The sequence below is a fragment of the Paraburkholderia hospita genome, assembly GCF_002902965.1.
Lineage (GTDB): Bacteria > Pseudomonadota > Gammaproteobacteria > Burkholderiales > Burkholderiaceae > Paraburkholderia > Paraburkholderia hospita.
The window spans coordinates 3,473,769-3,498,694 of the sequence record NZ_CP026105.1; the positions used below are offsets into that span (position 1 = coordinate 3,473,769).

The 24,926-nt window shown below is 62.4% G+C and carries 23 protein-coding genes and 1 tRNA gene; 11 read left to right on the plus strand and 13 right to left on the minus strand.

Going from position 1 to position 24,926, the window contains the following annotated elements; translation table 11 throughout:
* Window positions 1-113: 113 nt before the first annotated feature.
* The 7 genes from C2L64_RS15710 to C2L64_RS15740 all read right to left on the minus strand — a co-directional run bounded on the left by C2L64_RS15710 (window position 114) and on the right by C2L64_RS15740 (window position 8,352).
* The gene (locus C2L64_RS15710) at window positions 114-719 is read right to left on the minus strand and encodes a histone H1-like DNA-binding protein (RefSeq protein WP_079482209.1); all 606 of its coding nucleotides are present in this window, start codon (window positions 717-719) and stop codon (window positions 114-116) included.
* A 30-nt stretch (window positions 720-749) separates the two neighbouring features.
* On the minus strand, window positions 750-1,076 hold the full coding sequence (locus tag C2L64_RS15715) for a hypothetical protein (RefSeq protein WP_007747201.1): 327 nt from the start codon (window positions 1,074-1,076) through the stop codon (window positions 750-752).
* A 79-nt stretch (window positions 1,077-1,155) separates the two neighbouring features.
* The gene (locus C2L64_RS15720; protein ID WP_009771050.1) at window positions 1,156-2,379 is read right to left on the minus strand and encodes a ribonucleotide-diphosphate reductase subunit beta; all 1,224 of its coding nucleotides are present in this window, start codon (window positions 2,377-2,379) and stop codon (window positions 1,156-1,158) included.
* 581 nt (window positions 2,380-2,960) lie between these two features.
* Window positions 2,961-5,954, minus strand: a complete 2,994-nt coding sequence (locus C2L64_RS15725; RefSeq protein WP_079486961.1) for a ribonucleoside-diphosphate reductase subunit alpha — start codon at window positions 5,952-5,954, stop codon at window positions 2,961-2,963.
* 498 nt (window positions 5,955-6,452) lie between these two features.
* Window positions 6,453-7,073 carry a 1,6-anhydro-N-acetylmuramyl-L-alanine amidase AmpD gene (gene ampD / locus C2L64_RS15730; protein WP_090835898.1) on the minus strand — a complete coding sequence of 207 codons (621 nt, stop codon included), beginning with the start codon at window positions 7,071-7,073 and terminating at the stop codon, window positions 6,453-6,455.
* On the minus strand, window positions 7,070-7,405 hold the full coding sequence (locus tag C2L64_RS15735; RefSeq protein WP_090835897.1) for a PP0621 family protein: 336 nt from the start codon (window positions 7,403-7,405) through the stop codon (window positions 7,070-7,072). Before C2L64_RS15735 ends, ampD begins: the two co-directional genes overlap by 4 nt.
* Before the next feature lie 5 nt (window positions 7,406-7,410).
* Window positions 7,411-8,352 carry a cytochrome C assembly family protein gene (locus C2L64_RS15740; RefSeq protein ID WP_090835896.1) on the minus strand — a complete coding sequence of 314 codons (942 nt, stop codon included), beginning with the start codon at window positions 8,350-8,352 and terminating at the stop codon, window positions 7,411-7,413.
* Window positions 8,353-8,432: 80 nt separating this feature from the next.
* On the opposite strand from C2L64_RS15740, the gene ffh reads away from it, so the two are divergent.
* Window positions 8,433-9,800, plus strand: coding sequence for a signal recognition particle protein (ffh, locus tag C2L64_RS15745; protein ID WP_007747190.1), 1,368 nt, complete (start codon window positions 8,433-8,435; stop codon window positions 9,798-9,800).
* A gap of 154 nt (window positions 9,801-9,954) precedes the next feature.
* Entirely contained in the window at window positions 9,955-10,506 is a 552-nt protein-coding gene (locus C2L64_RS15750; RefSeq protein WP_007747188.1) for a hypoxanthine-guanine phosphoribosyltransferase, read from the plus strand.
* A 70-nt stretch (window positions 10,507-10,576) separates the two neighbouring features.
* Here C2L64_RS15750 and C2L64_RS15755 read toward each other — a convergent pair whose 3' ends face one another.
* Both C2L64_RS15755 and C2L64_RS15760 read right to left on the minus strand, forming a co-directional pair.
* On the minus strand, window positions 10,577-11,182 hold the full coding sequence (locus tag C2L64_RS15755; RefSeq protein ID WP_007747181.1) for a MarC family protein: 606 nt from the start codon (window positions 11,180-11,182) through the stop codon (window positions 10,577-10,579).
* A 12-nt stretch (window positions 11,183-11,194) separates the two neighbouring features.
* On the minus strand, window positions 11,195-12,931 hold the full coding sequence (locus C2L64_RS15760) for a proline--tRNA ligase (RefSeq protein ID WP_090835895.1): 1,737 nt from the start codon (window positions 12,929-12,931) through the stop codon (window positions 11,195-11,197).
* 289 nt (window positions 12,932-13,220) lie between these two features.
* Between C2L64_RS15760 and C2L64_RS15770 the strand changes: the two genes are divergently transcribed.
* On the plus strand, window positions 13,221-13,919 hold the full coding sequence (locus C2L64_RS15770) for an RNA pyrophosphohydrolase (RefSeq protein WP_007747175.1): 699 nt from the start codon (window positions 13,221-13,223) through the stop codon (window positions 13,917-13,919).
* A 75-nt stretch (window positions 13,920-13,994) separates the two neighbouring features.
* Window positions 13,995-14,579: a CNP1-like family protein gene (locus tag C2L64_RS15775; protein WP_007747170.1), complete on the plus strand. Its 585-nt coding sequence runs from the start codon at window positions 13,995-13,997 to the stop codon at window positions 14,577-14,579.
* A gap of 118 nt (window positions 14,580-14,697) precedes the next feature.
* On the opposite strand, the gene proB is transcribed toward C2L64_RS15775, so the two are convergent.
* From proB to rplU, 4 genes are all read right to left on the minus strand, one after another.
* Window positions 14,698-15,816, minus strand: coding sequence for a glutamate 5-kinase (gene proB / locus C2L64_RS15780; protein WP_090835894.1), 1,119 nt, complete (start codon window positions 15,814-15,816; stop codon window positions 14,698-14,700).
* A 70-nt stretch (window positions 15,817-15,886) separates the two neighbouring features.
* Window positions 15,887-17,002, minus strand: coding sequence for an Obg family GTPase CgtA (gene cgtA, locus C2L64_RS15785; protein WP_090835893.1), 1,116 nt, complete (start codon window positions 17,000-17,002; stop codon window positions 15,887-15,889).
* Between the two features lie 220 nt (window positions 17,003-17,222).
* Entirely contained in the window at window positions 17,223-17,486 is a 264-nt protein-coding gene (rpmA, locus tag C2L64_RS15790; protein ID WP_007747163.1) for a 50S ribosomal protein L27, read from the minus strand.
* Between the two features lie 24 nt (window positions 17,487-17,510).
* Entirely contained in the window at window positions 17,511-17,822 is a 312-nt protein-coding gene (gene rplU, locus C2L64_RS15795) for a 50S ribosomal protein L21 (protein WP_007747161.1), read from the minus strand.
* A 238-nt stretch (window positions 17,823-18,060) separates the two neighbouring features.
* On the opposite strand from rplU, the gene C2L64_RS15800 reads away from it, so the two are divergent.
* The 7 genes from C2L64_RS15800 (at window position 18,061) to coaE (ending at window position 24,813) form a co-directional block, all read left to right on the plus strand.
* The gene (locus C2L64_RS15800; protein ID WP_007747159.1) at window positions 18,061-19,053 is read left to right on the plus strand and encodes a polyprenyl synthetase family protein; all 993 of its coding nucleotides are present in this window, start codon (window positions 18,061-18,063) and stop codon (window positions 19,051-19,053) included.
* Between the two features lie 51 nt (window positions 19,054-19,104).
* A tRNA-Pro gene (locus tag C2L64_RS15805) sits at window positions 19,105-19,181 on the plus strand.
* 180 nt (window positions 19,182-19,361) lie between these two features.
* Window positions 19,362-20,666: an HlyC/CorC family transporter gene (locus C2L64_RS15810; RefSeq protein WP_009771048.1), complete on the plus strand. Its 1,305-nt coding sequence runs from the start codon at window positions 19,362-19,364 to the stop codon at window positions 20,664-20,666.
* A gap of 106 nt (window positions 20,667-20,772) precedes the next feature.
* Window positions 20,773-22,026 (plus strand): GspE/PulE family protein, encoded by a 1,254-nt coding sequence (locus C2L64_RS15815; RefSeq protein ID WP_090835892.1) that lies wholly within the window; start codon window positions 20,773-20,775, stop codon window positions 22,024-22,026.
* Window positions 22,023-23,246 carry a type II secretion system F family protein gene (locus tag C2L64_RS15820; RefSeq protein ID WP_090835891.1) on the plus strand — a complete coding sequence of 408 codons (1,224 nt, stop codon included), beginning with the start codon at window positions 22,023-22,025 and terminating at the stop codon, window positions 23,244-23,246. Before C2L64_RS15815 ends, C2L64_RS15820 begins: the two co-directional genes overlap by 4 nt.
* 31 nt (window positions 23,247-23,277) lie before the next feature.
* The gene (locus C2L64_RS15825) at window positions 23,278-24,207 is read left to right on the plus strand and encodes a prepilin peptidase (RefSeq protein ID WP_079486969.1); all 930 of its coding nucleotides are present in this window, start codon (window positions 23,278-23,280) and stop codon (window positions 24,205-24,207) included.
* 3 nt (window positions 24,208-24,210) lie between these two features.
* Window positions 24,211-24,813, plus strand: coding sequence for a dephospho-CoA kinase (gene coaE, locus C2L64_RS15830; RefSeq protein ID WP_007747123.1), 603 nt, complete (start codon window positions 24,211-24,213; stop codon window positions 24,811-24,813).
* Window positions 24,814-24,926: the final 113 nt, after the last annotated feature.

Consider the following 24,926-nt stretch of genomic DNA (forward strand, 5'->3'; position numbering starts at 1 on the left):
TAAAAACAAAAAAATCCCGCCACCAGTTCCCCGGCGACGGGATTCAGAACGATCGAGCAAACTTTCCTCGATCAACAGACGCATGCTGGATGCGTCCTTTACATCATTTGCTCTTACGGACGGCTGCCCGTCGGGAACGGCCATGCTGCAGCCGGGTTCAGAGCCGTCTTCACCGTAGCAGCCGGCGCCGTCGAAGCAGCGGGCGCAGCCGGAGCAGGTGCTGCCTTCTTCGCAACAGCCTTCTTCGCAGGGGCAGCCTTCTTCGCAGGCTCAGCGGCCTTCTTCGCGGCAGCCTTCTTCGCAGGCGCAGCCTTTTTGGCGGCAGCCTTTTTCGCAGGCGCCTTCTTCGCAGCGGCCTTCTTCGCGGCAGCCTTCTTCGCCGGCGCTGCCTTCTTCGCAGCAACCTTCTTCACGGCGACTTTCTTCGCTGCAACCTTCTTCGCGGCAGCCTTCTTCGCCGGCGCTGCCTTCTTCGCAGCAACCTTCTTCACGGCGACTTTCTTCGCTGCAACCTTCTTCGTTGCGACCTTCTTCGCAGCTGCCTTCTTCGCCGGTGCTGCCTTCTTCGCAGCAACCTTCTTCACGGCGACTTTCTTCGCAGCGACCTTCTTCACGGCAACCTTCTTCACCGCTGCCTTCTTCGCCGGAGCAGCCTTCTTCGCAACGACCTTCTTCGCTGCAGCCTTCTTGGCTGCCGGTTTCTTCTTGGCGAGTGCCATCATTTTCTCCTTCAGGTTTTCAGATGAGAGTCAGTTCAAACTACACCCTTCGTCAAAACCCGCTTCCCGCGGACGCTTCTCACGGCGGCCACTGCGAAGCGGGCTATTCATCGGCGTACGCAGCTCCAGCGCGCTTACGCTAATGAATACGGTAAGGCGCGCCGTGCCATCGGGCACAGCGCGCCAAGTCCAGTCGGCGTCGAATCTCGACGCCGCGAATCGTTTGATCGAGCCGCTCGCTTTATGGCGAACGGCTTTTTCCGGGGGGAAGTTTGCCCATCCCACTGAAGGGTTCGCAAAGTGCCTGTGATCTTTATAGGCCGTGGTAATCCACGGCGCACCGGGCACGCTCTGCATCAGGCGGTCATGCTCCTCACCAAACTTGCCGCGGCACAGCCAGCGGCAACCCCATCAAATACATATGCGACGCGTTGGGTTATTCCCAAGACAGCGCGCCACCGGTCTGATATTCGATAACCCGCGTCTCGAAGAAGTTGCGTTCCTTCTTCAGGTCGATCATCTCGCTCATCCACGGGAACGGGTTTTCCTCGTTCGGGAACAGCGGATCGAGACCGATCTGCTGGCAACGGCGGTTGCAGATGAAGCGCAGATAGCTCTTGAACATCGACGCATTGAGGCCGAGCACCCCGCGCGGCATCGTGTCTTCTGCATAGCGATATTCGAGGTCGACCGCGTGCTTGAAGATTTCGCGGATCTCCGCGCGGAACTCAGCCGTCCAGAGATGCGGGTTTTCGAGTTTGATCTGGTTGATCAGGTCGATGCCGAAGTTGCAGTGCATCGACTCGTCACGCAGGATGTATTGGTACTGTTCCGCCGCGCCCGTCATCTTGTTCTGGCGGCCGAGCGCCAGGATTTGCGTAAAGCCGACGTAGAAGAACAGCCCTTCCATCACGCACGCGAACACGATCAGCGACTTGAGCAGTTTCTGGTCTGCCTCGAGCGTACCCGTCTTGAAGGCCGGGTCGGTCAGCGTGTGGATGAACGGAATCAGGAATTCGTCTTTGGCGCGAATCGACTCGACTTCGTGATACGCGTTGAAGATTTCGCCCTCGTCGAGACCGAGCGACTCGACGATGTACTGGTATGCGTGCGTGTGGATCGCCTCTTCGAACGCCTGGCGCAGCAGGAACTGGCGGCATTCGGGCGCCGTGATGTGGCGGTACGTGCCGAGGACGATGTTGTTCGCGGCGAGCGAGTCGGCCGTCACGAAGAAGCCGAGGTTGCGCTTGACGACGCGGCGCTCGTCTTCAGTCAGACCGTTCGGGTCTTTCCACAGAGCGATGTCGCGCGACATGTTGATTTCTTGCGGCATCCAGTGGTTCGCGCAACCGGAGAGGTACTTCTCCCACGCCCACTTGTATTTGAACGGCACGAGCTGATTGACGTCAGTCTGGCCGTTGATGATGCGTTTGTCGGCGACATTCACGCGCGCTTCGGAAGCGACTGCCGGCGAGTTGATCTGTGCCGGCGGAGCGACTGCGAAGTCGTTCGCGAAGATGTTTTGAGCCGAGGGAGCTTGATGAGCGGAACGCGTTTCGACTTGCGAACCGACGGCCGTTCCCGCAGCGTTGCGCAACACGTTTTGTTGCGAAGCACTCGAGGGAGTTACGGCAGTGATCTCGTCATCCCAGTTGAGCATAAATGTCACCATCAATTTAGATCGGTTTGTACCATCTTTTCACGAGCGTTAAAAGGGCCCGCTCATGAAAAATCCTGTTTTCGAATCGCGTTGCGACCTACATACAACACTTTGTTCATCCGTGTGTGAAGGTCACTCGTTGCGATTCGATCGAAACGTGTGTCGATGAAGCACGATGCACGATCGAAAGCGCGTTGCTTCAGTGATGCGTATGCGTTGCTTCTGCGTTGTTCCGAACTCGAAACGTTGCTGCTTCGCTTGCGTTGCGCGTGTCGTGCGAAGCGTGTCGGGTGCGTGATGCATCGGCATCTCGCCGCTCGTTCTACGACTTCGTCATGCGAGCGCCGTTCAGGGTTTTCTCGCACGTGTCGATGAGGTGTAGCACGTGATGTTCCTCGCTGCGTCGCGTGCTTCTCTTCCGACTGCAACGAGCGCCACGCTGGCTTCGTGTCGCGATGAGCGGCGCGTTCGGCTGACTCCACTCATCGCCTGTTGCTGATCTGCTGCTTGCTTGTTACCTGTCTGCTACGTACCGCCGGCGAGCGCCGGCGGCTGACTCACTACTATATGAAGCGTCGCGCTTACTGGCAGGCTTCGCACTCTTCGAAGCCAGGATCGCCCGGACGCATCATGCACACGGGACCATCCGCTTCGGGCGCGGCTTCGACTGCAGCCGCAGCCGATGCCTGGAAGCCACCCGTCACACCCGACGAACCCACACCGCCGCCGACACCGAAGCCACCCGCTGCGCCACCCGCACCACCCGCGCCGCCATCGCTCGACGGCACTGCGTTCAGCGCGCCGTGCGCGACCGTCGACTTCTCGACGTGCGTCGCCGCCATCGTACGCAGGTAGTACGTCGTCTTCAGACCGCGCAGCCATGCGAGCTTGTAGACCTCGTCGAGCTTCTTACCTGACGCGCCTGCCATGTAGATGTTCAGCGACTGCGCCTGGTCGATCCACTTCTGACGGCGCGACGCCGCTTCGACCAGCCACGTTGCATCGACTTCAAACGCGGTCGCGTAGATCGCGCGCAGGTCGCCCGGCACGCGGTCGATGCGCGACAGCGAGCCGTCGAAGTACTTCAGGTCGGCGACCATCACTTCGTCCCACAGGCCGCGCGCCTTCAGGTCACGCACGAGGTAGTCGTTCACCACCGTGAATTCGCCCGACAGGTTCGACTTCACATACAGGTTCTGGAACGTCGGCTCGATACATGCAGACACGCCGATGATGTTCGAGATCGTCGCCGTCGGCGCGATCGCGACGCAGTTCGAGTTGCGCATGCCGTGCGTCGAGATGCGCGAGCGCAGCGACGCCCAGTCCATCGATTCGCTCGAATCCACTTCGATGTAGCCGCCGCGCGCTTCCTCGAGCAGCTTCAGCGTGTCCTGCGGGAGGATGCCGCGATCCCACAGCGAACCGCGGTAGGTCGCGTAACGGCCGCGCTCTTCCGCCAGTTCCGTCGACGCCCAGTATGCGTAGTAGCAGACGGCTTCCATCGAACGGTCGGCGAACTCGACGGCTTCCTGCGATGCGTACGGCGTGCGCAGCACGTGCAGACAATCCTGGAAGCCCATGATGCCCATCCCGACCGGGCGGTGCTTCAGGTTCGAGTTACGCGCCTTCGCGACCGCGTAGTAGTTGATGTCGATCACGTTGTCGAGCATGCGCATCGCGACGCTGATCGTGCGCTTCAGCTTGTCGTGGTCGAGCACCACCGTGCCGTCGGCCTGTTCCTTCAGGTGCGCGACGAGGTTCACCGAGCCGAGGTTGCAGACGGCGATTTCGGTGTCGCTCGTGTTCAGCGTGATTTCCGTGCACAGGTTCGACGAGTGGACGACGCCGACGTGCTGCTGCGGCGAGCGCACATTGCACGGATCCTTGAACGTGATCCACGGGTGGCCCGTTTCGAACAGCATGCCGAGCATCTTGCGCCACAGTTGCGCCGCCGGGATCTTCTTGAACAGCTTGATCTCGCCGCGCGCCGCTTTCTCTTCGTAAGCCGTGTAGGCCTTCTCGAAGTCCGCGCCGAACAGGTCGTGCAGGTCCGGGCAGGTGGACGGCGAGAACAGCGTCCAGTCGCCGCCTTCGTGAACGCGCTTCATGAACAGGTCGGGAATCCAGTTCGCCGTGTTCATGTCGTGCGTGCGGCGACGGTCGTCACCCGTGTTCTTGCGCAGCTCGAGGAATTCTTCGATGTCGAGGTGCCACGATTCCAGGTACGCGCATACCGCGCCCTTGCGCTTGCCGCCCTGGTTCACGGCGACAGCCGTGTCGTTGACGACCTTCAGGAACGGCACGACGCCTTGGGACTTGCCGTTGGTGCCCTTGATGTGCGAGCCGAGCGCACGCACACGCGTCCAGTCGTTGCCCAGACCGCCGGCGAACTTCGACAGCAGCGCGTTTTCCTTCAGCGCTTCGTAGATGCCGTCGAGGTCGTCGTCGACCGTCGTCAGGTAGCACGACGACAGTTGCGAGCGGCGCGTGCCCGAGTTGAACAACGTCGGCGTCGACGACATGAAGTCGAACGACGACAGCACGTTGTAGAACTCGATCGCGCGTGCTTCGCGGTCGATCTCGTTCAGCGACAGCCCCATCGCGACACGCATAAAGAATGCCTGCGGCATTTCGATGCGCACGCCGTCGCTATGCAGGAAGTAGCGGTCATACAGCGTTTGCAGACCGAGGTAGCCGAACTGCAGGTCGCGGTTTGCGTCGAGCGCGGCGCCCAGACGCTTCAGGTCGAACTGCAGCAGCTTTTCGTCGAGCAGTTCGGCGTTCACACCGCGCTTGATGAAGAGCGGGAAGTATTCAGCGTAACGCTCGCCCATTTCGGCTTGCGTGACTTCGTCTTCGAGGATCTCGCGGCGGATCGTGTGCAGCAGGATGCGAGCCGTGACCTGGCTGTACGCCGGGTCCTTTTCGATCATCGTGCGCGCAGCGAGAATGGCCGAGTCGTAGACCTGGGTCATCGGTACGCCGTCGTACAGGTTCTTGATCGTTTCCGTGACGATCGGCTCGGCGCTCACTGCGTCGCCCAGATTCGCGCAGGCGGATTCGATGATGCCGCGCAGCGCTGCCATATCGAGCGGACGCGTGATGCCGTTGTCGGTCACGTTCAGACCAGACGCGCCTGCGGGCACTTCCGCCTCATGGCCGCGCTCCTGGCTGCGCTTCTCGCGGTACAGCACGTAAGCACGCGCGACGTTGTGCTCGCCCGTGCGCATCAGCGCGAGTTCGACCTGATCCTGAATGTCTTCGATATGGAACGTGCCGCCGTTCGGACGGCTGCGCACCAGTGCGCGCACGACGTTCTGCGTGAGTTGCTCGACCAGTTCGCGAACGCGTGCCGACGCTGCGCCCTGACCACCGTTGACGGCCAGAAATGCCTTCGTCACAGCGATGGCGATTTTCGACGGCTCGAACGACACCACGCTGCCATTGCGACGGATCACCTTGTAGTCGGCGTAGTTCGTCTGCGGCGCGAGCGCTGCGGCGCCCTGTGCGAGCGCTTCGGGGCGGCCAGCGGGTGCGCCTTCGAACCGGGTCGTCACGTTGTCGGTGGTTTGCATGTGCAAAGCTCCTGGTCTTGGAATAGTGCGGAGTTACCGCGGATTAGTACAAACGCTGCGCCACCCCGGACGCATGCGATGAGGGTGAAGAAGAGGAACAGCGGGAACCTTGAAACAGAGAGGCCGGATGCGACAGATCCGTCGGGACGTACTTCAACGTTGTGTGTGTCGCGATCACTTGGCTGTGCCTTTTCTTCGAATTTGCCAGCGCACCGGTTGTCGTAACTGGTTGCGCCGCATCAGATTTTTCAGTGCCGGTAATGCCGACGGCGCCATGCTCATAGAGCGGGGCGCCGCCTGACAAACACTACATCTTGTGCAAAAACTGATTAACGGCACGAAGTATAGTGTACTGAACCGTGATCGCAAATTCTTTTATTTGGTCTGACGATCTTGACTTTTGCGATGCCCGCGTCGGAAAAAGCTGCCGGGGAAATGATGTGCGCTCACAGCGCGCTTGCGCTGTCTGTTGGATACCGCGCAGAAAAAGTCACGCGCTTACGGGGTTATCGGCGCGCGCGTCGACGGATGCAGATAGGGGAAGTACTGATCGGCGAGCGCGGTGTCGCGCTGCAGACGCGGCCAGTCGAAGTGCGGACCGGGATCGGTCTTGCGGCCCGGCGCGATGTCGGAGTGACCCGCGAGCGCCTCGATCGCGTAGTGCGCGGCGAGTGCCTGCACGAGCGGCGCGAGCGTCTCGTATTGCGCCGCTTCGAACGCCGATGCGTCGCTGCCTTCGAGCTCGATGCCGATCGAAAAGTCGTTGCAGCGCTCGCGCCCGAAGAAGCTGGATGCGCCCGCGTGCCACGCACGCTCGTCACACGATACGTACTGCTCGAGCACGCCGTCGCGATGGATCACGAAATGCGCGGACACCCGCACGTCGCGCAGATGCGCGTCGTAGTACGGATGCGCGTCGCAATCGAGACGGTTGAGGAAGAGATCCGTGATACCCGTGCCGCCGAATTCGTTCGGCGGCAGGCTGATGTTGTGAACGACGATCAGCGTAGGACGTGCGCCGTTCGGTCGCACCTCGAAATTCGGCGACGGCAGCTTGCGCGCTTCGTTGATCCAGCCGTTTGCATCGACGGTGAAACGCGCGGTGGCGTGTGCCGTCATCGCGCGTCGCGGCCCGTCGGGCGGGTGGCGTAACGCTGCGCGTGATCGTGCGAGCAGAACGTCTGGCCCGCGACGAGCACGGAATCGCTCTTCGGCGCATGCACACCGCATTGGGCGCAACGGATCATCGGTTCGGCGAGCAGGGCAGCGGGCTTGCCGTTCGTACTACCGCTCGCTTGACCATTCGCAGGCGCGCCCGTGCGCGCGTTGGCGCTGGCGTCACCGCCCGCACCCGTGCGCGCCGACGTGCGCGATGCGTCGGCGCGACGCAGCGCCTTCACCAGCCACTGGCCAACGATGAACAACAGAATCAGCAGAAAAATTTGTCGCATGACACTCAGACCACAGGACGGTGCAACAGCACCTCGAAGACAAAACGGCTGCCGACATACGCGAGCAGCAGCGCGACGAACGACGCGAGCACCCAGCGCAATGCCGCGCGGCCGCGCCAACCCGACACCTTGCGCGCTGTCAGCAGCGCGCCGAACATGACCCACGACAGCAGCGCGAACACAGTCTTGTGATCGAGCTGCAGTGCGCGGTCGAGCAGTTGTTCGTTGAACAGCATGCCCGAGACCAGCGTCAGCGTGAGCAGCACGAAGCCCGCGCCGATCAGACGGAACAGCAGCGTCTCCAGCGTGAGCAGCGGCGGCAGCGTGTCGAGCCAGCTCGACAGCCAGCCGTCGTTGCTCGCGGCACTCTGACGCGCAAGCCCGCCGCCGCGCATCGCGTGCAGGCGCCGCTCGACGAGCAGCATCAGCACCGCGTGCAGCGCGGCGATCGCGAACAGACCATAGGCGACGTTCGCGATCAGGAAGTGCAGCTTGAACAGCGGATCGGCAGCGTACGACAACACGTGCACGCCGTTGAACACGAGCGGCAGCAGCGACGCGATGCACGCGAGCGGCAGTACGAGCAGACGCAGGCCGTCGAGCGGGAAAAAGAAACTCTCGATCCAGTAGATGCCCGCGCCCAGCCAGAACATCGCGGACAGCGCGAACGCGAAGCCGAACACCATCGCGTCGTGCGGGAAAATCGTGGTGTGCAGCAGCACGCCATGCGCGAGCAGCGCGACGAGCAGCACGATGCGCGTCGTCATCGACATGCCGGCGGAGGCGGCCGCCAGCCCTCGCCCGCCCGTGGGCAGCGGCGCAGCGGGAGACAGCGGCGACACGCTCTCGAGCAGCGGTGCAGCAGCCGCCTGCCGGTGCGCGCGCCAGCCCGCGACGGCGAGACCGCCGTACAGGAGCGCAGTGAGGGCATACAGTACAATATCCATATTCGAAGTTTACACCAGGCCCTCCAAAGTCCGCCGCTGTCGCGCGGTGACGGAGCCGGCCGCACTGCTGATCGCCCCCCATGCTCGACAACCTCACTCAACGGATGGCGCGCGTCGTCAAGACGCTGCGCGGCGAAGCCCGGCTCACCGAGGCGAATACCCAGGAAATGCTGCGCGAAGTGCGCCTCGCACTCCTCGAAGCGGACGTGGCGCTGCCCGTCGTGCGTGACTTCATCGCGAAGGTGAAGGAAAAGGCGCTCGGCGAGGAAGTGATCGCCAGCCTGTCGCCGGGTCAGGCGCTGGTCGGCGTCGTGCAGCGCGAGCTGACGGCCGTGATCGGCGGCGACTACGAAGGCAAGGCCGCCGAACTCGATCTCGCCGTCACGCCGCCCGCCATTATCCTGATGGCCGGCCTGCAGGGCGCGGGTAAGACGACCACGGTCGGCAAGCTCGCGAAGCTGCTGCGCGAGAAGTACAAGAAGAAAGTGCTGACGGTGTCGTGCGACGTGTATCGCCCCGCCGCTATCGCGCAGTTGAAGACGGTGACCGAACAGGTCGGCGCCGATTTCTTCCCGTCGCAGCCGGACCAGAAGCCCGTCGATATCGCGCGCGCCGCCGTCGACTGGGCCAAGCGCCACTATCACGACGTTCTGCTCGTCGACACGGCCGGCCGTCTCGGTATCGACGAAGCGATGATGAACGAGATCACCGCGCTGCATAAGGAACTGAATCCGGCCGAAACGCTGTTCGTCGTCGACGCAATGCTCGGTCAGGATGCCGTGAACACCGCCAAGGCGTTCAATGACGCGCTGCCGCTCACGGGCGTCGTGCTGACCAAGCTCGACGGCGATTCGCGCGGCGGCGCGGCGCTGTCCGTGCGTCACGTGACGGGCAAGCCGATCAAGTTCGTCGGTGTCGCGGAAAAGCTCGACGGCCTCGAAGTCTTCTACCCGGACCGCATGGCGAACCGGATTCTCGGCATGGGCGACATTCTCGCGCTCGTCGAGGAAGCCCAGCGCGGCGTCGACGTTCAGGCCGCGCAGAAGCTCGCCGACAAGGTCAAGAAAGGCGGCGATTTCGATCTGAACGATTTCCGCGCGCAGCTTTCGCAGATGAAGAAGATGGGCGGTCTGTCGTCGCTGATGGACAAGCTGCCCGCGCAGTTCCAGCAGGCCGCGTCGAATGCCGACATGGGCCAGGCTGAAAAGCAGATGCGCCGCATGGAAGGCATCATCAACTCGATGACCGCGAAGGAACGCGCGAAGCCCGATCTGATCAAGGCGACGCGCAAGCGCCGCATCGCCGCGGGTGCGGGCGTGCAGGTGCAGGAAGTCAACCGCTTGCTGAATCAGTACGACCAGATGCGCACGATGATGAAAAAGCTCAAGGGCGGTAATCTGCAAAAGATGATGCGCGGCATGAAGGGCATGTTGCCGGGCATGCGCTGATCTTTGCCGGCCGTTGTGCGCTCGCCGCCAAATGCGAGCGCGCGGCGGCCACCACGGCCCGGCGCGTATGCCGAACCAAGGCGCGGGTATATGCTGTAGCGCGCAGGGTCGTTGTCTTTCACACTATGTATACAGTTACCGTCCGTCAGACGTCATGAATCGCGAAGAAGCTCTCCACATTTTCAGTCACTCCGAAGAAATCGTTTCGGCCAGCGACGTCAACGCCTCCATCAGCCACATGGCCGACGCGATCCGCGCCGAAATGGCCGAAGAGTTTCCGCTCGTGTTGTCGGTGATGGGCGGCGCGGCGGTGTTCACGGGCATGCTGCTGCCGCACCTCGATTTCCCGCTCGAATTCGACTACATCCACCTCACCCGCTATCGCAACGCGATCAAGGGCAGCGCCGAGATGCAATGGCGTGTCGCGCCTTCGGGTTCGGTGAAGGACCGCGTCGTGCTCGTGCTCGACGACATCCTCGATGAAGGCGAGACGATGGCCGCGATCCGCGACCGCATCATGGATATGGGCGCGAAGCGCTTCATGAGCGCGGTGCTGTGCGAGAAGATCCTTCAGAAGGCGAAGCCGCTGCACCCGGATTTCTGCGGCTTCGAAGTGCCGGACCGCTATGTGTTCGGCTGCGGGATGGACGCGAAAGGCTACTGGCGCAATCTGCCGACTATCCGCGCGTTGACGGAAGGCGCCTGACCCTTTCCCTTGCGCCGCACATAAAAAAAGCGACCTCCCGAGGTCGCTTTTTTGTTGCTTCGATCAACCGCTATTTGTCGAGCTGATGCACGAAAGTGCGGATGCCGCCGAGCATCATCTCTACTGAAATCGCGACGAGCACGAGACCCATCAGCCGCTCGAACGCCATCACCGTGCGCTCGCCGAGCCATTGCTGGATGCGCTCCGCGAGCACCAGCACGATCGCGCAGACGATCATCGTCACCGTCAGCGCCGCCACCCATTCGAACATCTTGTTCGGCGCCTGCGATGTCAGCAGCATCACCGTCGCCAGCGCCGACGGACCGGCGAGCGCGGGAATCGCGAGCGGCACGATCATCGGCTCAGCGGTGCGCGTGTCCGCGCCAAACGGGCCGTCGGGATGCGGAAAGATCATCCGCAGCGCGATCAGGAACAGCACGATCCCGCCGCCGATGCGCAACGACAGATCCGTCAGGCTCATCATCCGCAGAAAGCGGTCGCCGACGAGCATGAAGACCAGCAGGATCACGAACGCGATGGCGACTTCGCGCAGAATCACGCGGATGCGCCGGTGAGGCGCAACACCCCGCAGGCAGTTGATGAAGAGCGGGATGTTGCCGAGTGGATCAGTGATGAGAATCAGCAGGATGGTCGCGGACAGGAAGTTGTACTCCACCGTCCGCTCCGATCAGCGCGCGAGCGCTGCGTTGATCTTGTTGATCACGGCCTGCGCCACGTCTTCGACGGGCAACAGCGTGGCTTCCGCGTCGCGGCGGCCCTGATACTCGATCTTGCCGTCCTTGAGACCACGATCGCCGATCACGAGACGATGCGGCACGCCGATCAGTTCCCAGTCCGCGAACATCACGCCCGGACGCTCGCCGCGATCGTCGAGAATCACGTCGATGCCCGCTGCCGTCAGCTCATCGTGCAGCTTGTCCGCCTGCTCGCGCACGGCGTCGCTGCGGTCGTAGCCCATCGGGCACAGCACGACTTCGAACGGCGCGATCGATTCCGGCCAGATGATGCCCCTGTCGTCGAAGTTCTGCTCGATCGCCGCGCCGAGAATACGCGTGACACCGATGCCGTAGCAGCCCATTTGCATCGGCTGCGGTTTGCCGGATTCGTCGAGGCACGTCGCGTTCATCGCTTCCGAATACTTGGTGCCGAGCTGGAACACGTGGCCGACTTCGATGCCGCGGCAGATGTCGATCACGCCCTTGCCGTCCGGCGACGGATCGCCCTTCTTCACGTTGCGGATGTCCGCGACGACGGGCTCGGGCAGATCGCGGCCCCAGTTGACGCCCGTCGTGTGGAAATCGACTTCGTTCGTGCCGACCACGAAGTCGCTCATGTTCGCGACCGTGCGGTCCGCGATCACCTTGATCGGCTTCTTCGTATTCAGCGGCCCGAGGTAGCCCGGCGGCGTGCCGAACCACTCGACGATTTCTTCTTCCGTCGCGAAGCGGAACTCGGCGAGACCCGGCAGCTTGTTGACCTTGATCTCGTTCAGATCGTGGTCGCCGCGCAGCATCAGTAGCCAGATGGTCGGCTCGGCGCCTTCGTTTTCGGTGGCGAGGATGATCGACTTGATGGTGCGTTCGAGCGGAATGTCCAGGTACTCGGCGACGGCTTCGCACTTGGCCTTGCCCGGCGTCGGCGTCTTCTTCAGCGCTTCCTTCGGCGCGGCGCGTTCCGCGATCAGCGGCAGCGCTTCAGCCGCTTCGACGTTGGACGCGAAGTCCGACGTCGGACAGTACGCGATGTCGTCTTCGCCCGTATCGGCCATCACATGGAATTCGTGCGAGCCGCTGCCGCCAATCGAGCCGTTGTCCGCTGCGACCGCGCGGAAATCGAGGCCGAGGCGCGTGAAAATGCGCACATACGCGTCGTACATCTTGCGATACGACTCTTGCAGGCCGTCCATGTCCTTATCGAACGAATACGCGTCCTTCATGATGAATTCGCGGCCGCGCATCACGCCGAAACGCGGACGGATTTCGTCGCGGAACTTCGTCTGGATCTGATAGAAGTTCACGGGCAACTGACGGTAGCTCTTGATCTGGTTGCGCGCGATGTCCGTCACGACTTCTTCGTGCGTCGGTCCGATCACGAAGTCAGTCTGCTTGCGGTCCTTGAAGCGCAACAGTTCGGGACCATATTTTTCCCAGCGGCCCGATTCCTGCCACAGCTCCGCCGGCTGCACAGCCGGCATCAGCAGTTCGATCGCGCCTGCCCGGTTCATTTCCTCGCGCACGATCGCTTCCACCTTGCGGATCGAACGCAGGCCAATTGGCAGATAGTTGTAGATGCCGCCAGCGACGCGCCGGATCATGCCGGCACGCACCATGAGCTTGTGACTGACGATTTCCGCGTCGGCGGGCGCTTCCTTCAGGGTGCCAATAAAGAATCGGGAGGCTTTCATTCAGAATTTTCCAAAAGCGGCGGACCAAAGTGGCCGCCCGAAAGGGTAAGACGATGGGTTCGCGCGCCTGAGCGCCTGGTCATGCCGGCGCACACAGGGACAGGCCGAAAAGCGATTGTCGCATGCGCGAGCACTTGTCCGACGACGCGCCCAAAGCGCCGGAAAGCGGCTTTCGAGGTGTTGGACGAGGCTTGTTGCGGGCAATCGCGCCAATCTGGTGCGAGGCGGTGCGTCAGACCCGTTATCTGTTTATAATCAAAGCAATTTTAAAGGATTCGAAGGTGGTTGTATGCTGGATCGTGAAGGCTTTCGCCCGAACGTCGGCATCATCCTCTTGAACGCGCACAACGAGGTGTTTTGGGGCAAGCGTCTGCGTGAACATTCCTGGCAGTTTCCGCAAGGGGGCATCAAGTATGGTGAGACCCCCGTGCAGGCGATGTTCAGGGAATTGCACGAAGAAACCGGCCTGCTTCCGGAGCACGTCAAGGTTATCGGTCGCACGCGTGACTGGTTGCGTTATGAGGTGCCTGACAAGTTCATCAAGCGTGAGGTCCGCGGGCACTACCGCGGCCAGAAGCAGATCTGGTTCTTGCTCCGGATGGTTGGACGCGATTGCGACATTTGTTTGCGCGCGTCCGATCACCCCGAGTTCGATGCCTGGCGCTGGAACGAGTACTGGGTGCCGCTCGACTGTGTGATCGAGTTCAAGCGGGATGTGTATCAGCTGGCGTTAACGGAATTGTCCCGTTTCCTGCGGCGCCCTGCGCCGCGCACGGAACGGCCCGGTGGACATCATCACGGGCAGCGCTATCCACGGATGGCGTCGTCGGTGAATGCGCCGCCTGGGGCGTCGATGGAGTCCGCAGCGTCCATGACGACCGTCACGACGACATTTGTAGTCGAGACGACGCTGCGTGCGACAATCGGGTCTGACTGTTCGTCGACCGAAGACCCCGCGGCCGTTCAGGCACCGGGTCTGCGCGACTGACGCTAAGCGGCTGTCCACGCCGCATCTGCCGGTGCGGCGTGTGACACGCTGCGCCGGCGTTTCGAGGAAATCACATTGAAAGTATTTGCTTTCGCCGCGGCGTGTGTCGCCGCGGGCGTTCTGCTGGCTGGCTGTTCGAGCACCAAGAGTTCCACGCCGTCTGACGCTTCCACGTCCGAGGGACCCAAGAGCGACTTTCAGTATCTGTTCGACCGGCCGTCGACGTGGACCGAAAAGAAAGTCGATACGCTCCCGGTCATGCCGCAGCCCGGCGATCTGCTGCCGTTCAACGTTTCGCAGAACACACCGCTGCAGTTCGCGCTCGATGCAAAATCGCTGACGGTCGACAGCGACGGCGTGATTCGCTACACGGTGGTCATTACGAGCCCAAGCGGCGCGCGCAACGTGAACTACGAAGGGATTCGCTGCGAAGACTACTCGTGGAAGCTGTACGCGGGACTCAACGCCGATCACGACGGCTGGGACCGTACGGTCGAAAACGACTGGGCGCGCATCGAAAACGGCGATCTGAACGCTTATCACGCGGCGCTCTATCAGGACTATTTCTGCACGAGCAAGCTGCCCGTCGGCAAGGCGGATGTGATCGTGAACAACATCAGGTACAAGCGCGTGAACAGCACGTTGATTCGCGGAAGCTGACACGACGGGTCTATCATCTGCGCGCGGAAGGCCTCGCGGCTTGATGCAGGCACAACAAAAAGCCGTTCCATCTTGCGATGGGACGGCTTTTTTGTAGGCCTCGCGGACGGGAGTGCTTCTAGATGAGCACCAGATTGTCCCGATGGATGAGTTCGGGCTCCAGCATGTAACCCAACACCGATTCGATCTCTCCGCTCGGACGACGCTGGATCAGCTTCGTCTCCGCGCTGCTGTAGTTCGTCAGCCCGCGCGCGACCTCGCGCCCCGACGGGCTCAGACACGCGATCACCTCGCCGCGCGCGAACGCGCCCTGCACGCCGACCACGCCGATCGGCAGCAGACTCTTGCCGCCTTCCGTGAGCTTTTCGACGGCGCCGTCGTCGATCACCACATGCCCGCGTACCTGAAGATGGTCCGCCATCCACTGCTTGCGCGCAGCCATTCGAGCCGTACGCGCGATCAACTGCGTGCCGATCGCCTCGCCCGATGCGAGCCGGGCGAGCACGTCCGCCTCTCGACCGCTTGCGATCACCGTGTTCGCGCCGCTATGAGCCGCGCGCTTCGCTGCGAGAATTTTCGTCAACATGCCGCCGCGGCCGAGGCTCGAGCCCGCACCGCCCGCCATCGCCTCGAGTTCCGGCAAGCCCGCATCGGCCTGCTGGACGAGCGTCGCGCTCGGATCCTTGCGCGGGTCCGCGGTGAAGAGACCCTGCTGGTCGGTGAGGATGATCAGCGCGTCGCCTTCGATCAGATTCGCGACCAGCGCACCGAGCGTATCGTTGTCGCCGAACTTGATCTCGTCGGTGACGACGGTGTCGTTTTCGTTGATGATCGGCACCACGCCGAGACGCAGCAGCGTCAGCAGCGTGGATCGCGCGTTCAGATAGCGTTCGCGATCGGCCAGGTCGGCGTGCGTCAGCAGGATTTGCGCGGTGCGAATGGAATGCTCGGCGAAGCGGCTTTCATAGACCTGCGCCAGGCCCATCTGGCCGACGGCCGCGGCTGCCTGCAGTTCGTCGATTTCACGCGGACGCTTGGTCCAACCGAGGCGCTGCATGCCCTCGGCGATTGCGCCCGAGCTGACGAGCACGACTTCCTTGCCCTGCTCGCGCAGCGCGGCAATCTGCGCGGCCCAGCGGCCAATCGCCGTGTGATCGAGTCCGCGCCCGTCATTCGTGACGAGGCTCGAACCGACTTTCACTACCAATCGCCTGGAATCTGCGATAACGGAACGCATTGTGCGCGGCCTCCAAGATGATTCGTAAGGCCGGCGCATGCTGGGGGTGCGCCGGCATCCAGTGTAAGGTTTACTCCTGCGGCTCGACGGGTGCGCCTGCGGTGCCGCCCGAATGCCCTTCCCGGAAGCGCACGTCAGCGGCCAGATCTTCGGCCTCCGCCGCGCGGTGTGCATCCGAATGCTCGGAGATGTAGTCGTACACCGCGTAGCAGAGGTTTTCGCAGCCTTGGCCCGTGAGCGCCGAGATTTCGAAGACCGGGCCATCCCATTCGAAGTCCTTCAGGAACTTGGCCACGCGCGCTTCGCGCTCGTCTTCGGGAACCATGTCGAGCTTGTTCAGCACGAGCCAGCGGGGCTTGCCGAACAGCTCTTCGTCGTACTTGCGCAGCTCGTTGACGATCGCCTTCGCTTCCGCGACGGGATCGACGGCGTCGTCAAACGGCGCGAGATCGACGATGTGCAGCAGCAAGCCCGTGCGCTGCAAGTGCCGCAGGAATTGATGACCAAGACCAGCGCCTTCCGCCGCGCCTTCGATCAGGCCTGGAATGTCGGCAATCACGAAGCTGCGGCTCGGCCCGACGCGAACCACGCCGAGATTCGGCGCGAGCGTGGTGAACGGATAATCGGCGATTTTCGGCTTCGCGTTCGACACCGACGAGATAAACGTCGACTTGCCCGCGTTCGGCATACCGAGCAAACCGACGTCGGCCAGCACCTTCAATTCGAGGCGCACCATGCGGCGCTCGCCCGGCTTGCCTTCCGTCTTCTGACGCGGCGCGCGATTCGTACTGGACTTGAAGTGCAGGTTGCCGAGGCCACCCGAGCCGCCCTGCGCGATCTGCACCGTCTGGTTGTGCTCGGTGAGGTCGGCGATCAACTCGCCCGTGTCCATGTCCGTGATGATCGTGCCGACGGGCATGCGCAACGTGATGTCGTCGCCGCCCTTGCCGTAGCAATCCGAGCCTCGGCCGTTTTCGCCGTTGCGCGCCTGATGCTTTTTCGCGTACCGGTAGTCGATCAGCGTGTTGATGTTGCGGTCTGCGACTGCAAAAACGCTGCCGCCGCGGCCGCCATCGCCGCCGTCCGGACCGCCGAACGGGACGAATTTCTCGCGGCGCATCGACGCGCTGCCATCTCCTCCGTCGCCGGCGATGACTTCAATTCTCGCTTCGTCAATGAACTTCATGCGTTACTCCGTCCCGTAGGTATTGCTATTTTGCCGCGCGTGACGCGCGCGCACCATTGGCCAAACGGCCAGTTTGAGTCTGATTCTTGTCCCATCGCGACAACGACATGCCGCGACGATGCAGGTCCGCGAACAGAAGTCCGAAAAGCCTGCAAACAAAAAGGCCCCGCAAACTTCGCGGGGCCTTTTTTCCGGTCCTGAAGCCCGTGCCTGACTAAGCTCAGACAGCAGCCGGGACGACGTTGACCAGATGCTTCTTGCCGGCGCCCTTCGTCGTGAACTTGACGTGGCCGTCCGTCAGCGCGAACAAGGTGTGGTCCTTGCCGATGCCGACGTTTTCGCCCGGGTGCATACGCGTGCCGCGTTGACGCACGATGATGCCGCCAGCCAGGATCGCCTGACCGCCGTACACTTTCACGCCAAGTCGTTTCGACTCGGAGTCGCGGCCGTTCCGGGACGATCCGCCTGCCTTTTTGTGTGCCATTTGTTAGCTCCTTGCCCGATGCGCTTACGCGTTGATCGCGTCGATGCGCAGTTCGGTGTAGTTCTGGCGGTGGCCGCCATGCTTCTGGTAGTGCTTCCGGCGGCGCATCTTGAAGATGGTCACTTTCTTGTGACGACCTTGAGACACGACGGTAGCTTTGACGGAAGCCCCACTGACCAGCGGCGTACCGAACTTAATCGATTCGCCTTCGCCCACTGCGAGAACCTGGTCGAGCGTGATTTCAGCGTCAATGTCTGCCGGTATCTGTTCTACTTTAAGTTTTTCGCCGACAGCAACTTTATACTGCTTGCCGCCGGTTTTTATGACCGCGTACATTGAAAACCTCACTCTGGATTCATTTTCCCCACGCACCACGCGCGGAAACCCTCGATTATACATAGAGTTAGCTGCGCGGTCAAAATCAGTTGACAACGACCGCGATCGCCCGTCCCGTGTGCGACAAATGCAGGCGATCCATCCGCAAACGGGTCAAAACGGCCATGAACAAATGGTGTCCGGCGCGGAAATGCCGCAGTTCGCCTTATAATTCGCGGCACTACCCGAATTCGCCACCATGTCGTCAACCGCCACCCCCACCCCCAACGCAGCAAATCTGCTCGCTCCGATCGCCGAAGACATGCAGCAGGTGAATCGCGTCATCCGGCACCGTCTGGCGTCCGAGGTGATGCTGATCAACCAGATCTCCGAGTACATCATCAGTGCCGGAGGCAAGCGCCTGCGGCCTGCGCTGCTGTTGCTCGTGGCGGGTGCGCTCGGCGACAGGACGGGGTATCGGCACGAACTGGCGGCCGTCGTCGAGTTTATTCATACGGCGACGCTGCTGCACGACGATGTCGTCGACGAATCCGATCTGCGCCGTGGCCGTCAGACGGCGAATGCGCTGTTCGGCAACGCGGCAAGCGTGCTGGTCGGCGACTTTCTGTATTCCCGCTCGTTCCAGATGATGGTCGGCGTGGGCAAGATGCGCGTGATGGAGATTCTTTCGGAAGCGACCAACATCATTTCCGAAGGCGAAGTCCTGCAGCTGTTGAACATGCACGACGCTGACGTCGACGAAGCGCGCTACATGCAGGTGATCCGCTACAAGACGGCGAAGCTGTTCGAGGCGGCGGCCCAGTTGGGCGCTGTGCTGGCGGGCGCGGACGCGACCACGGAAGCGGCCGCAGCAGAATTCGGCCGGCGTATCGGCACGGCATTCCAGATCATGGACGACTGGCTCGACTACACGGGCACGCCGGAATCGATGGGCAAGAACGCTGGCGACGATCTGCGTGAAGGCAAGCCGACGCTGCCGCTCATCTATCTGATCGAACGCGGCACGCCCGAGCAGGCGGCGCTTGCGCGCGAGGCGATTGAGCAAGGCGGCACCGACCGATTCGACGAGATTTTCGAAGCGATCACGCGCTCCGGCGCGCTGGATCACACGCTCGATTGCGCGAAGCAGGAAGCGCAGGCCGCAGTTGCAGCAATTTCTTCGTTTCCCGATTCCATTTACAAAGAAAGCCTGCTAGAATTATGTTCTTACTCGACGACGAGGCAGTCTTAATCAAGACTAAAACGTCAAAGTAGTCTGATTCGAGTGATTGCAGTACCAAATCGGGGTGTAGCTTAGCCTGGTAGAGCGCTACGTTCGGGACGTAGAGGCCGGAGGTTCGAATCCTCTCACCCCGACCAGATTCTGAAAAAACCGCGCATTGCGCGGTTTTTTTTCGTCTGTCGTACGGACAAGGCCAATCGCGTGCTGCCGCGCATTGAAAGGCTCCGCGAGATTTCAAGCTGTCCGTCCGCCCACTGAGGGCTCCCAGACCCTCTGCTATATTCTCCCCATCCCTCCCCTTCTCTTATTCACGTCGCGTGGAACAACTTCCCTTATGGGCGCAAATAGGCGCCGTCGTCCTGCTTCTCATCTGCTCCAGCTTCTTTGCCATTTCCGAGACAGCGATGATGGCGATCAACCGCCATCGCCTGAAACATCTCGCGACCAAGGGTGCGCTCGGCGCGAAGACCACTCAAGGCCTGCTCGCGCGCACGGATGAACTGCTGAGCACCGTCCTGATCGGCAACAACCTGTTCAACACGATCATCCCAGTGCTGACCACGTCGATCGCGCTGCACACATTCGGCAGCAATAACCTCGTGCTGTCGATTGCGACGGGTATCGTTGCGTTTCTCATCATCGTGTTCGCCGAAATCACGCCGAAGATCGTGGGCGCGACGTTCCCGGAAAAGATCGCGCTTCCCGCCAGCCTGCTGATCGCGCCGCTCATGCGCGTGTCGAAGCCGCTGATCTGGTTCGTGAACCTGTTCGCGAACGGCATCTTGCGCGTGCTTCATATCAATACCAAGGGCGCGCACGACCAGCGGCTGTCGACGGAAGAACTGCGCACCATCGTGCTCGAGTCCGGCAGCTTCATGCCGACCAAGCACCGCAGCATTTTGCTGAACCTGTTCGACCTCGAAAACATCACCGTCGACGACGTGATGATCCCGCGCCGCCGTATCGAAGCACTCGATTTCGATGCGCCATTCGAGCAGATCCTGCATCAGCTCGAAACCTGCTATCACAACAAGCTGATCGTCTATCAAGGCGATTTCGACCGCGTGCTCGGCGTGCTCCACGTGCGCAAGACGCTGTCCGCCCTGCACAACCAGGAACTGGAACGCGACACGCTGCGCGAACTGCTCGCGGAGCCGTACTTCGTGCCGACGGGCACGCCCGTTTTCCAGCAACTTCAGTTCTTTCAGGAAAGCCGTCATCGCACTGCGCTCGTCGTCGATGAGTACGGCGAACTGCAGGGGCTCGTGACACCCGAGGACATCATCGAGGAACTGATCGGCGAATTCACGACGTCCGTGCCGCGTAGCGCCAGTTCGCGCGGCGGCTGGAACGAGGAAGGTGAATGCATCGTCGCGGGCAGCATGCCGCTGCGCGAGTTGAACCGCTGGCTGCAACTGAAGTTGCCGACGGACGGTCCGAAAACGCTGAACGGATTGATCCTGGAAGTTCTCGAAGAAATTCCGGAAGGCGATGTCTGCGTAAAGATTAACGACATCAAAATCGAAGTAATGCGCAGCGACGATCAGGCAATCAGAACAGTTAAGATTTTTCGCCCCGGTCCCGCGCCTGGGTCGAAGATCAAGCGGCTTGTCGGCCGCTGACCGCGCACCTGGCCCACACCTGGCCATTCGGCTGAATAGCGGCCCCTAGCGCGATACCGGATGATGAAGCCGTCATGTTTTACAGGCGGCTCGCAGCCGGGTTTCCATGCGCACTTCTTCCAACACCGCAGCACCCTCGCCCAACGTCGCCGCGAACAGGCCGGCGCTTCAACCCGCCACGCCTGACGCGGACAGCCCGCCTGCAGTACGCCTGCTCGCCGACACGCTCCAGGAAGCCGCGCGCCTCAACGCATCCGATCTGCACATCGAACCGATGGAGCACGGCTGGAGGATGCGTCTGCGCGTCGACGGCGTGTTGCACGAACTCGCGCGGCCACCCGCGCATCTGCGCGATGCGTTCATCACGCGCGTGAAAGTGCTGGCGCGCATGGATATCGCCGAGCGGCGCGTGCCGCAGGACGGCCGCTTGCGCCTGCCTATCGCGGCGGGTCGCGTCGAAGACTATCGCGTGAACTCACTGCCTACGCTGTTCGGCGAAAAACTCGTGCTGCGGCGGCTCGAAGCGCTGCCCGCCGATCTCTCGCTCGATTCGCTCGGACTCGCACCCGGACAGCGCGACATCGTGGACCCGTCGATCCACTCGCCCCATGGGCTCGTGCTCGTCACGGGTCCGACGGGCAGCGGCAAGACGATGTCGCTGTACTGCTTCCTGCAACTGCTGAATGCCGAGTCGCGCAAACTCTGTTCGGTCGAAGATCCAGCCGAAATCCAGCTTGCGGGCATCAACCAGGTCAGCGTGCGCGAAAAGGCTGGGTTGACGTTTGCCGTCGCGCTGCGCGCGTTTCTGCGTCAGGACCCGGACGTCATCATGGTCGGAGAAATCCGCGACGAAGAGACAGCCGACGTCGCCGTCAAGGCAGCGCAAACAGGACACCTCGTCCTGTCGACGCTGCATACGAACGATGCACCTGCGGCCATCGCGCGTCTGATCGACATCGGCGTCGAGCCCTACAACCTCGCGGCCGCATTGCGACTCGTCACGGCGCAGCGGCTGGTGCGGCGTCTGTGCCCTGGATGCAGACAAGCTGCGTTGGAAACGCCCACTTCGCTACGCGCGGCCGGCGTGCCCGACGATCAGATCGCGCACTGGCGCCCCTACGTTCCACAGGGATGCGAAGCGTGTCATGGGATCGGCTTTCGCGGACGCATCGGCATTCATCAAACCATGGCGGTTTCGGACGCGATGCGCGAACTCATCGTCGCGCGCGCCGGTACGCATGAGATCGCGCGGCAGGCACACGTCGAGCGCGTGCAGACCTTGCGCGAAGCCGCGCTGGCCCGCGCATTCGACGGCACGACAAGCCTCGCCGAAGCATTGAGCGCAACGGAGGTCGCATGACGGCTACGACCATGCAGGAACAGCGTTTCGAGTGGCGAGCGTTCGACGCGCAAGGCGTGCGTCGGCGCGGAACGGTGATCGCGCCGGATCTCTCGACGGCGCGCGCGTTGCTGAAACAGGACGCACTCTATGCCGTCGAATGGACTGCGCGCGGCGCAGCGCCTCAGCCCAAAGTACGCGCCGCCGACGTCACATTGTTCACGCGCCAGTTATCGAGTCTGCTGCGCGCGGGCTTGCCGCTTGCGCCATCGCTCGAACTGTTGGCGCATGCATCGTCGAATGACCACGCGCGAACCAAAGGCATGCCGCGCATCGTCCACGCGCTGGCGCGTGACCTCACCGCGGGCTTGGGCTTTTCGTCGGCGCTTGCCCGCCACCCGGCGCAGTTCGGCACGCTGTACTGCCAGCTGGTCGAGGTCGGTGAAGCCTCGGGCGCGCTGCCGACCGTCCTTGCACGGCTCGCCGACGACCGCGAGCGCGCCGTCGCCCAGCGCGCGAAAGTGCGCGCCGCGCTCACCTACCCCGTCGCGATCCTGCTGCTCGCGCTCGCCATCACAGCCGCGCTGCTCGTGTGGGTCGTCCCGACGTTCAAGCAGATCTTTGACGGCTTCGGCGCAAAGCTGCCCGCGCCGACGCAACTCGTACTCGCGATGTCCGCCGCGGCTGGACGCTGGAGCGTGCCGCTCGCCTCGCTTGCATGCGTGCTCGTGTTCGCGATGCGTCGCGTGCTGCGGCGCTCGGAAGCGGCTCGTCTGCAATTCGCCCGCGCGACGCTGCGTCTGCCCGTCGCCGGTTCGCTGCTCACGACGCTGTGCGCGGCGCGCTGGAGCCGCGCGCTCGGCACGTTGCTGTCGGCCGGCACGCCGCTCGCCGACGCATTCGATTCGCTCGCGCACGCAACGGGCAACGCCTGGTTCGATCGCGCGACCGTCGCGATCTCAGCGCAGCTTAGACGCGGCGTGCGGCTCGCGCCCGCGATGCGTGAAGCGCAATGTTTCCCCGAAGAAATCGTGCAACCCGTCGCCATCGCCGAGGAGTCGGGCACGCTGGATACGATGCTGCTCGATGTGGCGTCGCTGAGCGATCGTCAGGTAGACGAAAAGATCGCGGGCCTCGCGAGCCTGTGCGAGCCGCTCGTGATCGTCGTGCTGGGCGGGCTGGTCGGCGGTCTGGTCGTCGCGATGTATCTTCCCATCATCCAACTTGGCAACGTGGTGTAGTAGCATCGCAGCCGAATCCAGACAATCAATCATGCCGACCACGCTCACGTCCGTGTCAGAACCTTCCTTCAGCGGCCCGCTCGCCCGTTTCGCGGACAGCCTCGGCGCAGCCTTCGGCACGCTGCCGGCGGGCGCGCAGATCGCGTTCGTGATTGCATTCGGTCTGGTGATCGGCAGCTTCCTGAACGTCGTCGTGCACCGCTTGCCGATCATGCTCGAGCGCGCGTGGCGCGCCGAAGTGAGCGAAGCGACGGACCACGCATTCGATGAAGACGGCCTGCCCGGGCGCTACAACCTCTGGTTGCCGCGCAGCGCATGCCCACATTGCGGCCACGTGCTGCGCGCGTGGGAGAACGTTCCGGTGCTCAGCTATCTGCTGTTGCGCGGCCGGTGCTCGCACTGCAAGACGCACGTGAGCTTTCGATATCCGCTGCTCGAACTGTCGAGCGCGGCGCTAGCACTGGGGGCGCTCATCTCGTTTGGCGCAACGGGCACAGCGCTCGCGGCGTTCGCCCTATGCGCGACACTGCTGGCAATGAGCGCAATTGATATCGACACACACCTGTTACCGGACTCGATGACCTTGCCCTTGCTCTGGGCCGGCCTCATCGTCAACTTCAATACCGTGTTCGCGAGCCTGCACGATGCTGTGATAGGTGCAATCGCAGGCTACCTCGCGCTGTGGTGCGTGCATTGGGTGTTCAAGATCGTGCGAGGCGTCGAAGGCATGGGTTACGGCGACTTCAAGCTGCTCGCTGCGCTCGGCGCGTGGCTCGGTTGGGCTGCGCTGCCGCAGATCATTCTGATTGCCGCCGTGACGGGCGCCGTCGTCGGGCTGGTCGCGACATGGATCGGGCGCATGCGTTTCGAAGAGCCGCTGCCTTTCGGTCCGTTCCTCGCAGCAGGCGGCGCCGTGACGCTGTTCGTCGGCACGCCGCTTTACATGGCTTTGGGAGGCTGACGCATGTTTGCTGTTGGATTGACGGGCGGCATCGGCAGCGGCAAGTCCACGGTTGCCGATCTGTTCGCAAAACGCGGCGTGACGCTCGTCGATACCGACGTGATCGCGCACCGCATCACCGCGCCGCGGGGTCTCGCCATGCCGTCCATCGCGACGGAGTTCGGCCCATCGTTCGTTACCTCAGACGGCTCGCTCGATCGCGCCCGTATGCGCGCGCTGGTTTTCAGCGACGAGAACGCGCGCAAGCGGCTCGAAGCGATCACGCATCCTTTGATCCGTGCGGAGACCGAGCGTCAGCGTCAACAGGCGCCGGGACCATATGTGATCGTCGTCGTGCCGCTGCTCGTCGAATCAGGTAGCTGGAAAACGCGTGTAAATCGGGTGCTGGCCGTCGATTGCAGCGTCGAGACGCAGATCGCGCGCGTCATGCGCCGCAATGCGTTCACGCGCGAACAGGTACTCGCGATCATCGCGCGCCAGGCCACGCGCGAAGCGCGCCTCGCCGCCGCCGACGATGTAATCGTCAACGACAACCGATCGCTCGAAGAACTCGACGTTGACGTCGATCAGCTTCATCGCACGTATGTTTCGCTCGCGGGTGCCTAAGCCGTGAGCGATTCTGTGCATTGTCGGTAGCGTGCGCGCATGTTGTCGGGAACAGCATCTACGCGCAACGAATGCGCGTAATACCGCTCAAAAATTGACAGAAGCTCGCCAAA

Excerpts from the sequence above, each read along its gene's own strand:
- C2L64_RS15710 (WP_079482209.1), bottom strand. The coding sequence starts at position 719 with ATGGCACTCGCCAAGAAGAAACCGGCAGCCAAGAAGGCTGCAGCGAAG.
- C2L64_RS15715 (WP_007747201.1), bottom strand. The coding sequence starts at position 1,076 with ATGCAGAGCGTGCCCGGTGCGCCGTGGATTACCACGGCCTATAAAGAT.
- C2L64_RS15720 (WP_009771050.1), bottom strand. The coding sequence starts at position 2,379 with ATGCTCAACTGGGATGACGAGATCACTGCCGTAACTCCCTCGAGTGCT.
- C2L64_RS15725 (WP_079486961.1), bottom strand. The coding sequence starts at position 5,954 with ATGCAAACCACCGACAACGTGACGACCCGGTTCGAAGGCGCACCCGCT.
- ampD (WP_090835898.1), bottom strand. The coding sequence starts at position 7,073 with ATGACGGCACACGCCACCGCGCGTTTCACCGTCGATGCAAACGGCTGG.
- C2L64_RS15735 (WP_090835897.1), bottom strand. The coding sequence starts at position 7,405 with ATGCGACAAATTTTTCTGCTGATTCTGTTGTTCATCGTTGGCCAGTGG.
- C2L64_RS15740 (WP_090835896.1), bottom strand. The coding sequence starts at position 8,352 with ATGGATATTGTACTGTATGCCCTCACTGCGCTCCTGTACGGCGGTCTC.
- ffh (WP_007747190.1), top strand. The coding sequence starts at position 8,433 with ATGCTCGACAACCTCACTCAACGGATGGCGCGCGTCGTCAAGACGCTG.
- C2L64_RS15750 (WP_007747188.1), top strand. The coding sequence starts at position 9,955 with ATGAATCGCGAAGAAGCTCTCCACATTTTCAGTCACTCCGAAGAAATC.
- C2L64_RS15760 (WP_090835895.1), bottom strand. The coding sequence starts at position 12,931 with ATGAAAGCCTCCCGATTCTTTATTGGCACCCTGAAGGAAGCGCCCGCC.
- C2L64_RS15770 (WP_007747175.1), top strand. The coding sequence starts at position 13,221 with ATGCTGGATCGTGAAGGCTTTCGCCCGAACGTCGGCATCATCCTCTTG.
- proB (WP_090835894.1), bottom strand. The coding sequence starts at position 15,816 with ATGCGTTCCGTTATCGCAGATTCCAGGCGATTGGTAGTGAAAGTCGGT.
- cgtA (WP_090835893.1), bottom strand. The coding sequence starts at position 17,002 with ATGAAGTTCATTGACGAAGCGAGAATTGAAGTCATCGCCGGCGACGGA.
- rpmA (WP_007747163.1), bottom strand. The coding sequence starts at position 17,486 with ATGGCACACAAAAAGGCAGGCGGATCGTCCCGGAACGGCCGCGACTCC.
- rplU (WP_007747161.1), bottom strand. The coding sequence starts at position 17,822 with ATGTACGCGGTCATAAAAACCGGCGGCAAGCAGTATAAAGTTGCTGTC.
- C2L64_RS15800 (WP_007747159.1), top strand. The coding sequence starts at position 18,061 with ATGTCGTCAACCGCCACCCCCACCCCCAACGCAGCAAATCTGCTCGCT.
- C2L64_RS15815 (WP_090835892.1), top strand. The coding sequence starts at position 20,773 with ATGCGCACTTCTTCCAACACCGCAGCACCCTCGCCCAACGTCGCCGCG.
- C2L64_RS15820 (WP_090835891.1), top strand. The coding sequence starts at position 22,023 with ATGACGGCTACGACCATGCAGGAACAGCGTTTCGAGTGGCGAGCGTTC.
- C2L64_RS15825 (WP_079486969.1), top strand. The coding sequence starts at position 23,278 with ATGCCGACCACGCTCACGTCCGTGTCAGAACCTTCCTTCAGCGGCCCG.
- coaE (WP_007747123.1), top strand. The coding sequence starts at position 24,211 with ATGTTTGCTGTTGGATTGACGGGCGGCATCGGCAGCGGCAAGTCCACG.